Origin of the sequence: Providencia sp. PROV269, assembly GCF_028477785.1 — a bacterium.
Lineage (GTDB): Bacteria > Pseudomonadota > Gammaproteobacteria > Enterobacterales > Enterobacteriaceae > Providencia > Providencia rettgeri.
In genome coordinates, this window is record NZ_JAMPLV010000005.1 from 109278 (window position 1) to 123481 (window position 14204).

14 protein-coding genes are annotated in these 14204 nt (G+C 40.2%); 13 read left to right on the forward strand and 1 reads right to left on the reverse strand.

Annotation, left to right across the window (positions count from 1 at the left end):
* Positions 1 to 50: 50 nt before the first annotated feature.
* The 6 genes from PR683_RS08500 (at position 51) to PR683_RS08525 (ending at position 4726) form a co-directional block, all read left to right on the forward strand.
* Complete coding sequence (locus PR683_RS08500; RefSeq protein WP_109912662.1) at positions 51 to 902, forward strand: MurR/RpiR family transcriptional regulator; 852 nt, start codon at positions 51 to 53, stop codon at positions 900 to 902.
* A gap of 187 nt (positions 903 to 1089) precedes the next feature.
* Positions 1090 to 1521, forward strand: coding sequence for a PTS sugar transporter subunit IIA (locus PR683_RS08505; RefSeq protein WP_004907889.1), 432 nt, complete (start codon positions 1090 to 1092; stop codon positions 1519 to 1521).
* Positions 1522 to 1530: 9 nt separating this feature from the next.
* Positions 1531 to 2004: a PTS system mannose/fructose/N-acetylgalactosamine-transporter subunit IIB gene (locus PR683_RS08510; protein ID WP_109912664.1), complete on the forward strand. Its 474-nt coding sequence runs from the start codon at positions 1531 to 1533 to the stop codon at positions 2002 to 2004.
* A gap of 46 nt (positions 2005 to 2050) precedes the next feature.
* Positions 2051 to 2842 carry a PTS mannose/fructose/sorbose/N-acetylgalactosamine transporter subunit IIC gene (locus tag PR683_RS08515; RefSeq protein ID WP_004907885.1) on the forward strand — a complete coding sequence of 264 codons (792 nt, stop codon included), beginning with the start codon at positions 2051 to 2053 and terminating at the stop codon, positions 2840 to 2842.
* Complete coding sequence (locus PR683_RS08520) at positions 2839 to 3669, forward strand: PTS system mannose/fructose/sorbose family transporter subunit IID (protein ID WP_004907883.1); 831 nt, start codon at positions 2839 to 2841, stop codon at positions 3667 to 3669. Before PR683_RS08515 ends, PR683_RS08520 begins: the two co-directional genes overlap by 4 nt.
* Before the next feature lie 13 nt (positions 3670 to 3682).
* The gene (locus tag PR683_RS08525; RefSeq protein WP_196719641.1) at positions 3683 to 4726 is read left to right on the forward strand and encodes a tyrosine-protein phosphatase; all 1044 of its coding nucleotides are present in this window, start codon (positions 3683 to 3685) and stop codon (positions 4724 to 4726) included.
* Between the two features lie 194 nt (positions 4727 to 4920).
* On the opposite strand, the gene araD is transcribed toward PR683_RS08525, so the two are convergent.
* Positions 4921 to 5619: an L-ribulose-5-phosphate 4-epimerase gene (araD, locus tag PR683_RS08530; RefSeq protein WP_004907879.1), complete on the reverse strand. Its 699-nt coding sequence runs from the start codon at positions 5617 to 5619 to the stop codon at positions 4921 to 4923.
* Positions 5620 to 6074: 455 nt separating this feature from the next.
* Between araD and PR683_RS08535 the strand changes: the two genes are divergently transcribed.
* The 7 genes from PR683_RS08535 to PR683_RS08565 all read left to right on the forward strand — a co-directional run bounded on the left by PR683_RS08535 (position 6075) and on the right by PR683_RS08565 (position 14160).
* Positions 6075 to 6887, forward strand: coding sequence for a DeoR/GlpR family DNA-binding transcription regulator (locus tag PR683_RS08535; RefSeq protein WP_004907878.1), 813 nt, complete (start codon positions 6075 to 6077; stop codon positions 6885 to 6887).
* 209 nt (positions 6888 to 7096) lie between these two features.
* A complete protein-coding gene (locus tag PR683_RS08540; RefSeq protein ID WP_036958239.1) occupies positions 7097 to 8089 on the forward strand; it encodes a substrate-binding domain-containing protein in 993 nt (330 codons plus the stop codon).
* Between the two features lie 157 nt (positions 8090 to 8246).
* Entirely contained in the window at positions 8247 to 9764 is a 1518-nt protein-coding gene (locus PR683_RS08545; RefSeq protein WP_004907876.1) for a sugar ABC transporter ATP-binding protein, read from the forward strand.
* Positions 9757 to 10746 carry an ABC transporter permease gene (locus PR683_RS08550; protein ID WP_004259203.1) on the forward strand — a complete coding sequence of 330 codons (990 nt, stop codon included), beginning with the start codon at positions 9757 to 9759 and terminating at the stop codon, positions 10744 to 10746. The genes PR683_RS08545 and PR683_RS08550 overlap by 8 nt, the downstream gene beginning before the upstream one ends.
* Before the next feature lie 13 nt (positions 10747 to 10759).
* Complete coding sequence (locus tag PR683_RS08555) at positions 10760 to 11794, forward strand: ABC transporter permease (protein WP_004259206.1); 1035 nt, start codon at positions 10760 to 10762, stop codon at positions 11792 to 11794.
* An 18-nt stretch (positions 11795 to 11812) separates the two neighbouring features.
* Positions 11813 to 12676, forward strand: coding sequence for an L-ribulose-5-phosphate 3-epimerase (locus PR683_RS08560; RefSeq protein WP_272581745.1), 864 nt, complete (start codon positions 11813 to 11815; stop codon positions 12674 to 12676).
* Between the two features lie 11 nt (positions 12677 to 12687).
* Complete coding sequence (locus PR683_RS08565) at positions 12688 to 14160, forward strand: FGGY-family carbohydrate kinase (RefSeq protein ID WP_196719640.1); 1473 nt, start codon at positions 12688 to 12690, stop codon at positions 14158 to 14160.
* Positions 14161 to 14204 lie beyond the last annotated feature (44 nt).

Below are 14204 nucleotides of genomic sequence, written 5' to 3' on the forward strand. Positions count from 1 at the left end.
GTAGGATCCGTTTCTTGATGGCAAATTTTAATTTATTAGCAGGATAAATAATGATAGACCTAAAACTTAGAGAGGCCAGAGACAGCCTTTCCACCAAAGAAAAACAAGTCGCTGAGTACATTATTGCTAATAAGAAAAACATGCAAAGTATTAGCATTCAATCCCTTGCCCAAGAAAATAAGGTCAGTACCACCACTATTTTGCGCCTGTGTCATAAGTTAGGCTACCAAGGTTTTAGTGACCTAAAAATTGATTTAATTTCATCGATTAATCACAAATCTTACGGCACCCTATTACAAGAAGATATTGATATTAATGACTCGATGGAAACCGTTAATCACAAAGTAGGACTGATTGAAAAATCATCCATAGAAGAAACTTGTGCTTTGGTTAATTTAAATGCCTTTAAGCAAGCAAATGAGTTAATTAGCAAGAGTAAAAAAATTGTAATTTATGGTGCTGGTAGTAGTGGATTAGTTGCAAAAGAATTTGAATATCAATTAATTAAAATAAAAAAAGATGTTAATTGTCACCTTGATTACAGCATTCAATTTAGTATCGTGAATACGTTAGATCAGAACGATCTTGTCATTGTCATATCTCATTCCGGTGAAAACCACGAATGTATCAAGCTACTCACTCTTGCCAGAGAATTGAAAGTTCCGACCATTGCTATCACAAAAATGGGACAAAGTTCAGTATCAACCTTAGCTGAGACTATCTTGCATACAATATCGACTGAAAATATTTCAAGGATCATCCCCATTCGCTCAAAAATATCCCAACTCACTGTAATTAATATGTTGATTACTAACTTATTTATCAAACAGTATGATGAAAGAATTCAAAAACAAATTAACACTCGTGCGGAACGCTTTACTCGTCTAAATAGCAATAACTGATCAGCTTTCTCCTTCTTAATATCGCCTATGTGGCTCTGAGTAGCCACTTCGATCTTGCTCACAAAAATGACCCTTTCTAGGGAGCTCCCTCTTTTCATTCCTATTTTTTGTGATATTGTTACTTTAAAATAAATATATAAAAGTAATTTTATTACTAAAATAAAAAAGATAAATACAAGGGGAAAAAATGAGCTCTCAAATACCTATCATACTGGCTAGCCATGGGCCTTTTGCACAAGGATTACTGGAATGTGCTGAAATGCTGATCGGCTCGCAAGAAAATATCAGCGTGATTTCGATTCAAAGAGAAAGCAATATTAATGAGGTAAAAAAACATTTATTTGAAACATATCAGCATGTTAATAAAGGCAATGGCGTTTTAATTTTGGTCGATTTATTAGGCGGTTCTCCTTGCAATTTAGCCAGTGAGCTCGTTATTACTCAAAATGATGTCGTGCTGTACTGCGGAATCAACGTTCCGACTTTTCTCGAAATACTCAGCAACCGAGACCTACCTTTACATGAACTTCATCAAGTCATTAATGATGTATTCCCTGACAGTTGCATTAATGTCGGTGAACAACTTAAGCCATTAGCACAAAACGATAGCGAACTTTAGGAGAATCCCATGCCAATTAACGTTGCTCGAATTGATGACAGACTTATCCACGGCCAAGTTATTACTACTTGGGTTAAAAATTTTGATATTGAGCAGGTGATTATCGTCAACGACAAAGTTGCCAATGATACTGTTCAACAATCCGTTCTTACTATGGCGGCGCCACCAGATCTAAAAGTCGTCGTTTTTGGTGTCGATAAATTCATTGAAGTCTTAAAAAAAGCAGAAATTAAACGCCGCACTATGTTGCTGTTTACTAACAGTATTGATGTGAATAGGCTCGTCGAAAGTGGCTTAAAATTGGAAAAACTGAATGTCGGCGGAATGCGCATGCAAGAAGGCCGTCGTAATTTATCTCGTGCGGTTGCTGTGACACCGGATGAAGAACAAGCCTTTAGGTCGCTCATCAACAATAACGTTACTGTTGAAATTCAAATGGTTCCTAAAGATCCCATTGTTGAATTAAAAACATTACTCAATTAATTCATCTAATCATACTTATTTTCACTCAATAAGTGAGGAGCCTATTATGTTGGTAGAGGCCATTTTAATTGCGATTTGGGCAGGTATTTGCTCATTGGATGATGTCGGTCCGCAAATGCTAAGACGCCCATTACTCACCGGTACTGTGGCCGGTATTATCATGGGCGATATGGTGCAAGGGTTAGCCATTAGTGCCACATTAGAATTAATGTGGATGGGAATTGGTAATGTTGGTGCTTATTCTGCACCCGATATTATCGCCGGTTCAATTATTGGAGTTGCGCTCGGTATTGCTTCCAATGGCGGAATTGCAGCGGGTATCGCCCTTGCCGTACCAGTCTCTATTCTATGTCAGCAATTACTGATTATCTGGCGTTCTTTTGCTAGTTTTTTAAATGTCTGGGCCAGTAAATCCATTCTTGATGGCAACTACAGTGGCCTAACAAAAGTGCATTATTTCTCGACGCCACTGTGGTTTTTTATTCGTGCCATTCCCTGCTTTATTGCGGTTTATTTTGGTAGTGACTTAGTCAATAGCATATTAAATGCCGTACCTGAAAGTATTCTTACCGGTATGGGTGTCGCATCTAAACTAATCCCTGCTGTCGGTATCTGTATTCTGTTACTCATGTTACTTAAAGGCAGAATGTGGTTTTTCTTTCTGCTCGGTTTTATGCTCACAACCTATTTAAAACTACCAATTATCCCAATTACTTTTATCGCTCTGGCATTTGCTGTGCTTTATGACATGGCATTTGCCAACAGCTTGCGCCAAACACCAGAAGAAAAAACAGCACCAACTTCCCATAAAAATGAAGAAGAGGAGTATGACCTATGAGTGAAATAACCACCTCTGAAAATAAAAAACTCACGAAAAAAGAGCTTAATGGTATGTTTTGGCGAATTCAAACCATGTCATTCTCATACAACTACGAAAAACTGCAAACAATTGGTTTTGCTCATTGTATGGTACCCGTTCTCGATAAACTTTATGAAAAAGCAGATCAAGAAACACGTATTAAAGCCATGCAACGCCACTTCGAGTTTTTTAATACACAAATTAACGCAGGTGCATTAATTCTCGGTGTCACCGCAGCATTAGAAGAAAAAACAACAGAAGAAGAAAAAGAGGCAGTCATTTCTGTAAAAGCTGGTTTGATGGGGCCATTTGCAGGTCTTGGTGATAGCTTATTAAAATTTACATGGCTGCCCATTTGCGGCAGCATCGGAGCCGCATTTGCGCTGCAAGGTAATATTATCGGCCCTATATTAATGTTTATTCTGTTTAATATCGTCAATATCGGTACCAAATATTTCTTTATTCATTATGGCTATAACAAAGGCGTTGATTTAATCGAGCAATCGAAAAAATCAAATATTATTCAGCGAATTACTAATATAGCGAACGTTGTCGGGGTCATGGTCCTAGGTTCCTTGATAGCGACGACCGTCAAGCTTTCCACTCCGCTAACCATCGCCGTCGGTGAACAATCTATCAAAGTACAAGAGATGTTTGACAAGGTAATACCTAACTTACTCACCCTTCTCTTTGCACTCGGTATTTTCTTCCTTGTTCGTAAATTTCAAGGAAAACATACCGTTGCACTCATTGTTGCCATTATGGTTTTAGGTGTTGTTTGTTCCGTGTTCGGAATTTTAGGATGATAAAGGGAAATATATGGAAATCGAAGTCAACAGAGTGAATGAATCAACACTCGAAATAAAGTTTAGTGAAATTCCATCCTCTCCTCTGGCATTATATTGGACGGATAAACCTGATACTCAGGTTTATCCTGAGAATTTCATTACAGATAAATTAGAGAATACCATTACAGTTCAAGACCCATTAAATGCTAAACAACGCATCTATTTTATTTTACAAAATGCCAATGGACGTAAATTATTCGCTGAAAGAACATTACCTATTGAGGGATTAAATAACTTCCGTGATTTTGGGGGTTATACCACAACAGACGGAAAACAGGTGAAATGGGGAATGTTATACCGTTCCAACCATCTATTTAATTTGAATGAACAAGCGGTAAATTATATTTCCCTTCTAGGGATTAACAGCATTATCGATTATCGTACTCAAAATGAAATTAATAAATCGCCCAATTGCCATGTTGGTGAAAAGAAAACCTACCATCTTGATGCAACGGCTCAAACTGCTGAATTAGCAGCACAATTTGCCGCATCACCAGATAATGAAGATAAAGCGTTAATCGAAAGTGTTATCCAGCATATTCCGAAAGAGATGATTAACGGCGATGGGTTACAAATATTAGAACAATATCGCCAATTTGTAGTGAGTGATAAGTCAAAATCCGCCTTTAAGCAAATGATAGAAGTCTTATTAGATAGTCATAATGCCCCAAATATTCAGCATTGCCGCGGCGGAAAAGATCGAACCGGTTATGGCGCATTACTGGTACTTTCCATGTTAGGTGTTCCGAAAGAAACCATTGTGCAGGACTATATGCTCACCCATTTTAACCGGCTTGAACGTAACGAAATTAAAATGGCAGGATATCGGAAAATAACTCAAGACAAAAATGTACTGGATTATTTACTTTCACTGATTGATACTCAAGAATCATTTATTATAGAGGTATTTAATACGATGGAAGAAATATCCGGCTCTGTAGAAAACTATATTAAAAATGAACTTAAATTCACAAATAATGATATTAAGCAACTTAGAGAAATATACTTAGTTTAAATAAATTCACTTGTTATATAAACAACCACAGGCTTAATAAAATAAACCTGAGTGATGGCTGTATTTAATAAATAGTAAAATAGCCACATAGCCTATTTATTGTGGCTATTTTATTGACGAAAAAATCCGTTATTGGTTATAAAATCAATAATTACTTTTATTCGCCAGTTTTATTCAATAAATTTTTAACTGCTTTATTTTTGCCCGTAATACGCATTTTTACCGTGTTTACGTAAATAATGTTTATCTAATAATACTTGTTGCATTGAACCTATTTGTGAACTTAATTGACGGGTAAATAAATTCATATAGGCAATTTCTTCTAATACCACGGCATTATGCACTGCATTATCGGGGCTTGTTCCCCAAGCAAATGGGCCATGGCTATTCACTAATACCGCTGGAATATCTTTTGCTGACAGCCCTTTTTCCTTGAAGGTTTCGATGATCACATGGCCTGTTTCTCTTTCATATTCCCCTTCAATTTCACTTTCTGTCATTTTACGGGTACAAGGAATTTCACCATAGAAATAATCAGCGTGGGTTGTCCCTAAGGCACTCAATGGCTGCCCTGCTTGAGCCCAAATAGTGGCATGACGGGAGTGAGTATGAACAATACCGCCAATTTCAGGGAATGCTTGGTACAGCGCCAAATGCGTGTCAGTATCTGAAGAAGGGCGATATTTCCCTTCTACCACCTCTCCACTTTCCAACGAGACCACCACCATGTCCTCTGCTTTCATGGTTTCATAGTCAACGCCAGAAGGTTTTATCACCATTAACCCAGCTTCACGGTCAATACCACTCACATTACCCCAAGTAAAAGTTACTAGGTTATGTTTGGGTAAGGCGAGATTCGCTTCAAAAACCTGTTGTTTCAATTGTTCTAACATAACAACTCCCTAGCTTGCTAAAATATGCTTTAATATCAACAACAAAAATTTATTATGGTGATGTTTTTTGTGTGTTGATAACCTATATCTACCTATTAAGGTAAACAGATTTAGGCCATTTAAAAAGCACCTCACTTTACAAATTCGCAACAAAACAGCCCAATACGGGCATAATCGGTCACGATCAGTCAAATAAAGTCACCACCAAGATGTGGTTAATTGACCGAGTTAGCCCAATATTTTTTGTTTATTGTGAGAAAAACAAAAAGACACCGCCAATATAGTGATATGAGTCTAATTATTATGTAATAAAATTATATTAAATTCATAAAATGAAGATCAAAGTCACTTTAATCGGCTTTGTTTTTTTCAAAAAGAGATTACTTGAATCCAATCACGACAAAAAAAAAGCAACACGGGCAGAATGAATACCATGGAAATAATAGGAGCTAAATATGTTACAAGCCGAACGCCATAAATTAATATGTTCTCATGTTTCGCAGAATGGTTCGGCGTTGGTACGTGATTTAGCCCAATTATGTCTCGTGTCTCAAGAAACTATTCGTCGCGATTTAACGACTCTTGAGCGAGAAAATAGGATCATCCGTAGCTTTGGAGGCGCGGTGGCCATCGACCAAGAAGAAATGCCGATGGTGAATGTTATGCCATCTTCGGTCAAACTCAGTCAAATGGTTGATGGCGCAGAGTCTTTTCGTAAAAGAACTGAAGAGCATCCTGATGCCAAAATGAAAATTTCGAAGGCTGCACTAAAATTAATCCAGCCTGGTGACTGTATTATGCTAGATAACAGCAGTACTTGCTGGTTTCTAGCGCGGCAAATACCCGATATCGACATCACCGTGGTGACAAACTCGGTCAAAATTATCCAAGCGTTGGCCTGCCGTGACCGAGTTCGTGTTATTGGTATTGGTGGGGAATATTCAGAACGTCATGATGATTTTCATGGCCCAATTGCAGAAAGTATTATTCGTAGCTTTCAGATAAAAACCTTATTTCTTTCATGCCAAGGATTCAATATCGAAAATGGTATTCGCGATGGCAGTGAAATAAACTCAAAATTAAAAAATATTATGTTACAGGTTTCTGAAAATAAAGTTTTGCTCGCGGATAATAGTAAATTAGGAAAGTATGCATTTAGTCAGGTTTGTACATTTGATGATATTGACGTATTAATTACAAACAAACTAAATGATAATAATTTTCAAAAACAATTCTCTAATCTTAAAATTATCGAGTGTGACAAATAATTTATAAAAATAAAAATTATATAGCTGTAATGTAAGTAAAAATAATAAGTTCCATTTTATTTTCTGTATTAAATAAGTGCAGGGATATTATTTACTCATAATTCCTAGCACTTAATTATAGGCATATCTAAATATGAGAAATTCATTATTTCTAAAAATGAAAATTCTTGATTTAGTATCCATCTACACTAAGGAATACAACTATGAACATGAAGAAGCTAGTTTTACCTTGTTTAATGAGCGTTGCACTATTTTCAAATGTCGCGATGGCTGAATCACAAAAAGCACAAAAGCCCTTTACCATGGGTGTCGTCGTGAAAGTCGGTGGTATTCCTTGGTTTAATGTTATGGAACAAGGTATTACTGAAGAAGGCAAAAAACTGGGAGTAAACGCCTTCCAAGTTGGCCCAACAACCGCTGACCCTGCAGAACAAGTTCGTGCTATCGAAGATTTAATCGCCAAAAAAGTAGATGTCATTGGCGTTGTCCCTAACGACGCTAAAGTTCTTGAACCTGTATTAAAGCGAGCTCAAGACGCTGGAATTAAAGTCATTACCCACGAATCACCAAACCAAAAAAATGCAGATTGGGACTTTGAATTACTTGATACCCAAAGTATGGGGGCTAACCATATGAGAGATATGGCGGCATGCATGGGCGAAGAAGGCAAATATGCCATGTTTGTGGGAAGCCTGACAGTACCATTAGTGAACGAATGGGCCGACGCGGCAATTGCTTACCAAAAAGCAAATTACCCGAAAATGCAAATGGTCGATGACCGCTTTGGTGTTGCCGAATCCGTTGATGACTCAATGCGCACAGCCAATGATTTATTATCTAAACACAAAGACTTAAAAGGCATCATGTCATTTGGTTCACAAGGCCCTATCGGTGCAGGCCGTGCCATTGATAAACGCCGCAAAAATGATGAAACCTGTGTATTCGGGACATTTACGCCAGGCCAAGGCATCAAATTACTGGAAAAAGGTGCAATTGATGGCGGCTATATTTCCAATCCAAAAGTCGCAGGACAAGTATTTGTACAGGTTGCGACTGCCATGATGAATGGTGAAGAAATTAAAGATGGCGTGTCTATTGGTGATATGGGTGAAATCAAAGTCAGTGGTAACACCATTTTGAGTGATAACCCCGTTAATTTGAATATTGAAAATACTAAAAAATTAGTCGAAGTCGGTCTGTAATTTCACCCTGTTAAAATAACATTCACAACAAAAATACAATATTTATCAATATATTAAATTTTATGTTCTTTGAGTTCGAGTTGCCTGTACTAACACAGCAGCTCGAACTCATCACGAACAAGCCAACACCAATTTATTTGCAGTAGGAATTGTACTTATGACAAGCACCTCAAAAGCTGACAAATCCGATCCACTCATTACCTTGCGAGACCTTTCCAAAAGCTTCGGTGGTCACCGTGCATTACGCAATATCGATTTGACGCTCAACAAAGGTGAAGTGCACTGTTTAGCAGGCACCAATGGGTGTGGGAAAAGCACATTAATTAAAACCATCAGTGGTGTCTATGCCCCTGATGACGGTAGCAAAATTGAAATTGATGGAAAAAGCTATCATCGGCTGACGCCAGATAAAGCCCGTGAATTAGGTGTACAAGTTATCTACCAAGATTTGTCGTTATTTCCAAATTTAACCGTTGCCGAAAATATCGCTTTTGAGCTGAATCTCAAAGGCTATTTTGGCTGGTTTCGCAAAAAACAACTGCGCGAAAAAGCGTTAGAAATCCTCAATGAGTTGGCTTTCACCATTGACCCTGACACACCGGTACAATTCTTACCCATTGCTCAACGCCAACAAGTTGCTATCTGCCGAGCTTTAGTCGCCGATGCACGTCTGGTGATTATGGATGAACCAACAGCTTCATTGACCCGTACAGAAGTCAACCAACTACTCTCAACAGTTAATTACCTAAAAGATAAGGGAATTACCGTTGTTTTTGTGAGTCATCGACTAGAAGAAGTCAAAGAGATCTCTGACCGCATCACCGTGATCCGTGATGGTCAAAAAATTGGGACATGGCCTGCTGAAGGCTTAACTACACGCAAAATTACTGAATTAATGACTGGCTTAGACATTGTCCATGAACGTAAGCCACCAAATAACGCGGAAGACCGACGCACTGTACTCGAGATAAAAAACCTCAGTCGAGCTGGGCAATATCGTGATATCAACTTAAATTTAAAACGCGGCGAAGTATTAGGTTTATGTGGTTTGCTTGGTTCAGGCCGCACCGAATTAGCGCTATCGTTGTTTGGCATTACCCATCCAGACAGCGGCGAATTATTCATCGAAGGCAAGCCTGTTAAGTTAAAAAATAACACCGACGCTATTAAGCGTGGTATTGGTTATGTATCTGAAGACCGCCTGACTTTAGGCGCTATCTTACAGCAATCCATCGCAGACAATATGGTGATTTCGATTCTTGATCGACTCAAAACACCATGGCATTTAATCGATGAAAAACAGTGCCAAGACATCGTACAAGAGTGGATAGCCGACTTAGATATTAAAGTCACCGACCCAAATAACGCCCTTTCAACACTTTCAGGCGGTAACCAGCAAAAAGTGGTACTTGCCAAATGGATTTTAACACGCCCTAAAGTACTGATTTTAGATTCGCCAACCGTTGGCGTCGATATCGGTGCAAAAGACAGTATTTACAAACTCATTCACCGTTTGTCAGGTGTCGGTATCTCTATTTTATTAATTACCGATGAAGCCTCCGAAGCTTATTACAATTGCGACAGAATTTTACATATGAAACAAGGCTCTATCGTCAAAGAAATTGTGACAGATTCCATCAATGAGCAACAATTGGAGGAAATCATCAATGGCTAATTGGCAAAAATTACGACCACAATCTGTCGAAGGCTGGCTGACTTGGGTCATTCTTATCATGGTGGTGTTCTTCACATTGATGAGCCCGCAATTTCTGACTATTCAAAATTTACTCGACCTCAGTGAAAGCTATGCGGTGACGGGTATTTTCGCCTTGGGCTTATTTGTGGTTCTTGTCACTGGGGGCATTGATATTTCGTTTGCTGCTGTGGCTTCCGTAGTGCAATACGTGATTGCGACTTGGTTATTACAAGGTTTTATTGCAAGCCCTGCGGTCAGTATCACATTAGCGATTATCATCGGTATCGCCTTTGGATTAATCAATGCCATTTTAATTTATTCGCTGAATGTTGTGTCGATCATTATCACCATTAGTATGCAATCACTGCTGTTTGGGATGCTGATGTGGTTAACCAATGGGCACAGTATTTATGACTTGCCTGATTGGTGGGTTGACCCTGTGACTATCTTGCCTTTTGAAGTGGATGGCGAATATTACCAAGTTGGCTTGCCGTTAATTGTGATGCTTGGCATTGCCTTCTTAACGTGGATTTTGATGAATAAAACCCACATCGGCCGTCAGTTATACGCTGTAGGCGGAAGTCAAGAATCTGCATCTCGTATTGGTATCCGTGTTTCAGTGATTTACTTGTTTGCCTATGGCTACCTTGGTGCAATGGCGGCGATTGGCGGCATGTTGCAAACCTACCGAATGAGCGAAGTGGTACCGAGTGCCCTTGTGGGCGGAGAGCTGGATGTGCTTGCTGCAGCTGTATTAGGTGGCGCCAGTTTATCCGGCGGACGAGGCTCTGTGATAGGTACACTAATGGGCGTTTTCCTGATTGGTATCTTGAAAAACGGCCTAAACCTGATTGGTGTTTCAAACTACTTCGTCAATATCGTCATTGGGCTGGTTATTCTCATTGCGATTTGTATTACTCACTACAAAAAACGTAAAGAGACGGACGTAGGTTTTGTTTAACAGGAATATCACCATGAAAAAAAATGCTTTTTTTAAAATTGATGGCTCTGTTATCGGACTGCTTTCAATCTTTGTTCTGGCTATCGCCGCATTTAGTATTGCCATGCCAGGTCACTTTTTTACCCAAAACACGTTTTTAAGTATCACTTTTCAGTTACCTGAATTGGGCTTACTTACCTTTGCCATGTTTGTACCTATGTTAAGTGGCGGCTTAAACCTTGCAATTATTAGTACCGCTAACTTAACCGGCCTGTTTATGGCTTGGGTGTTTATCAATTACCTTCCGGTGGATGCAGGAACGGGTACACAGCTGATGTGGTTAGTCTTCGCATTAATTGGCGCAACCGTAATTGCGGTCATTATTGGTAGCTTAACGGGACTGATGATCTCCCACATCGGGGCACACCCTATTCTAGTCACTCTCGGCACCATGACGATTATCAGCGGTATTGGTGTTTACCTCACCAAAGGAGCGGCACTGAGTGGCATGCCGCCCATTGTTCGTGCCATTGGTTCCGATACCGTGCTTGGGGTGCCAATCGCGATGATTATTTTCATCGTTACCGCAATTCTCTTAGCGCTTTTTCTAGGCTGTACTCGGCTAGGTAAAAATATCTATATGAGTGGCAGTAATATCAATGCAACGTGGTTCAGCGGTATTCGTACCGACCGTGTCATGATTGCGATATACACCATTTCTAGTCTGTTATGTGTGTTAGCTGGGCTAATCATGATGGCTCGCTTTAACTCTGCACGTATGGGCTACGGAGATTCCTATTTACTGCTCACCATTCTTGCCATCGTATTAGGTGGAACTAACCCATTTGGGGGGGTTGGTAAGGTTAGCCGAGTGTTCTGTGCCTTATTGGTTTTACAGGTCATTGCGACAGGTTTAAGCCTGCTAGGCGTGAGCCTGCACTTTAACCTCGCTGTTTGGGGGATCACGCTCATCTTGGCATTAGCATTCAAGTTCTTCAAAGAAAAATGGAGTGCTAAACGTGCGATGAACCGCAACCAACGCCTTAATAAAGCATCGACACAAAGTTAATTTTTCAAGGGGAAAACCATGCGCAAGCATCCAATTGGTATTTATGAAAAAGCATTACCGAAAAACAGCAGTTGGTTAGAAAAATTAGTTATCGCAAAATCTGCGGGTTACGATTTTGTAGAAATTTCAGTAGATGAAACTGACGAGCGTTTAGCTCGGTTAGACTGGAGCACCGCAGAACGCCTGGAAGTTGTTAGCGCCATTCAAGAAACAGGCATTCGCATTCCAAGTATGTGTTTATCCGGCCATCGCCGCTTTCCTTTCGGTAGCCATGATGAAGCCACCCGTATGATGGCCTATACCTTAATGGAAAAAGCCATTAAGCTCGCTCAAGACTTAGGTATTCGTACTATACAGCTTGCGGGTTATGACGTTTACTATGAAGAGCAAGATGCCGAAACGATTGCTAATTTCGAAAAAGGCATGCAATGGGTCAGTGAAATTGCAGCCGCTTCTCAAGTGATGTGTGCAGTGGAAATCATGGATACGCCTTTTATGAATTCCATTAGCAAATGGCAAACGCTTTCCGATAAGATTCGCTCACCTTGGTTCAGTGTGTATCCTGATGTCGGTAACTTAACCGCGTGGGGTAATGATGTCGAAAAAGAATTCACCCAAGGAATTGAACACGTCGCAGCGATTCACTTAAAAGATACGTATGCAGTGACCGAAACCTGCAAAGGCCAATTTCGTGATGTGCCTTTCGGCGAAGGCTGCGTAGATTTTGTTAATTTATTCAAATTATTAAAACGTTTAAATTACCGCGGTTCCTTCCTGATTGAAATGTGGACAGAAAAAGCCGATGAGCCGCTGATTGAAATTATCAAAGCCCGTCATTGGATGGAAGACAAAATGCAACAAGCAGGCTGGTACAACGCCTAAAGGAGCCGATAATGAATGCATTTTTTATGGGTGTTGACCTTGGTGGTACCGTCATTAAAGCGGGTATCTACACCGCAGAAGGCCAAGAAATTACCGTTGCTGAACATTCTTTTCCCACTGAGAGTCCACAAGCAGGTTTTAGTGAACGTAATATGGAGATGCTGTGGGAAGCGGCTTGCAGTGTGATTCGCCAAGCGATTCAAAATAGCCAACTCAGTCCCGCCCAAATTTCCGGTGTCAGCTTTTCTTCTCACGGCAAAGGGCTGTATTTGCTCAATAGCCAAGGAAAACCGGTTAGAAATGGGATTGTGTCATCTGATTCACGCGCTCAATCTATTGTTGATGAATGGCACCAAGACGGCACTGCGGATAAAGCTTATCCATTGAGTTTACAGCAATTATGGGCTTCTCATCCTGTGGCCCTACTACGCTGGTTAAAACAATACGAGCCTGATAATTATCGTGATACTCAGCATGTTTTGATGGTCCACGATTACATCCGCTACCGTCTAACCGACCAAATTGCCTGCGAAGAAACCAATATTTCTGGTAGCCAATTATTTAACCAAACCCTGTCGAGCTATGATCCTAAATTATGCCAACTATTTGGTATTGATGAAGCAAATGACAAGCTGGCCCCAGTAATTAACTCAGCGCAATTAGCAGGAACGGTAACCCACAAAGCTGCTGTAGAATCTGGGCTTGTGGAAGGAACCCCTGTATTTGGTGGCTTCTTTGATGTCGTGGGTGCAGCGTTGGCGTCAGGGGTGAGTCAAAAAGATAAACTCAGCGCCGTAGCCGGAACTTGGACCATTTCAACACGTGTCTTCGATGAAATCGTGCCTTCAGATTACCCATACGTATGGAGTAAATACTGTATTCCAGGTACCTATTTTGTCCACGAAGGCAGCCCGACTTCCGCCAGTAACCTCGCGTGGTTCACTCGTCACTTCTTCAATCAACGTTTGCAAGATTATGATGTACTGAATCACTGTGTGGCTGAAGGGGCAACGCGGCCAAACGATATTCTATTTTTCCCTTGGCTGTACGGTTCTAACTACCACAGTAATTTGCACGGTGGTCTACTCGGATTAAGTTCACACCATACGGATGCCGATATTGTTTATGCTATCTATCAAGGGATTGTATTTTCACATTTATTGCACCAAGACCGTATTGTTGGCCTTGATAATACAACTGAATCTATTCGCTTCACGGGTGGCCCAACACAGTCACCATTGTGGATGCAAATGTTCTGTGATGCCAGTAACTTGCCGTTAGATGTCGTCAACGTGCAGCAATCAGGTTGCCAAGCCGCTGCACTTTGTGCCGCAGTCGGAACAGGTTACTACTCAGGTTTTGATGTCGCCATTGCAGCAAGTACCCCTAAAATCACCACTTACCAACCAAACGCCGTTGGGTATCAACATTTACGTGATAAATTTGCCCGCTTTAAAGCAGTTGCCGATGCATTGAGTCAATAACCTATTGAATAAAGATAATAAAGGCAGAATTGATGACCCAATTC

What these genes read in the sequence shown, in the direction of transcription:
- PR683_RS08500 (WP_109912662.1), top strand. Translation starts at nt 51, where the DNA reads ATGATAGACCTAAAACTTAGAGAGGCCAGAGACAGCCTTTCCACCAAA.
- PR683_RS08505 (WP_004907889.1), top strand. Translation starts at nt 1,090, where the DNA reads ATGAGCTCTCAAATACCTATCATACTGGCTAGCCATGGGCCTTTTGCA.
- PR683_RS08510 (WP_109912664.1), top strand. Translation starts at nt 1,531, where the DNA reads ATGCCAATTAACGTTGCTCGAATTGATGACAGACTTATCCACGGCCAA.
- PR683_RS08515 (WP_004907885.1), top strand. Translation starts at nt 2,051, where the DNA reads ATGTTGGTAGAGGCCATTTTAATTGCGATTTGGGCAGGTATTTGCTCA.
- PR683_RS08520 (WP_004907883.1), top strand. Translation starts at nt 2,839, where the DNA reads ATGAGTGAAATAACCACCTCTGAAAATAAAAAACTCACGAAAAAAGAG.
- PR683_RS08525 (WP_196719641.1), top strand. Translation starts at nt 3,683, where the DNA reads ATGGAAATCGAAGTCAACAGAGTGAATGAATCAACACTCGAAATAAAG.
- araD (WP_004907879.1), bottom strand. Translation starts at nt 5,619, where the DNA reads ATGTTAGAACAATTGAAACAACAGGTTTTTGAAGCGAATCTCGCCTTA.
- PR683_RS08535 (WP_004907878.1), top strand. Translation starts at nt 6,075, where the DNA reads ATGTTACAAGCCGAACGCCATAAATTAATATGTTCTCATGTTTCGCAG.
- PR683_RS08540 (WP_036958239.1), top strand. Translation starts at nt 7,097, where the DNA reads ATGAAGAAGCTAGTTTTACCTTGTTTAATGAGCGTTGCACTATTTTCA.
- PR683_RS08545 (WP_004907876.1), top strand. Translation starts at nt 8,247, where the DNA reads ATGACAAGCACCTCAAAAGCTGACAAATCCGATCCACTCATTACCTTG.
- PR683_RS08550 (WP_004259203.1), top strand. Translation starts at nt 9,757, where the DNA reads ATGGCTAATTGGCAAAAATTACGACCACAATCTGTCGAAGGCTGGCTG.
- PR683_RS08555 (WP_004259206.1), top strand. Translation starts at nt 10,760, where the DNA reads ATGAAAAAAAATGCTTTTTTTAAAATTGATGGCTCTGTTATCGGACTG.
- PR683_RS08560 (WP_272581745.1), top strand. Translation starts at nt 11,813, where the DNA reads ATGCGCAAGCATCCAATTGGTATTTATGAAAAAGCATTACCGAAAAAC.
- PR683_RS08565 (WP_196719640.1), top strand. Translation starts at nt 12,688, where the DNA reads ATGAATGCATTTTTTATGGGTGTTGACCTTGGTGGTACCGTCATTAAA.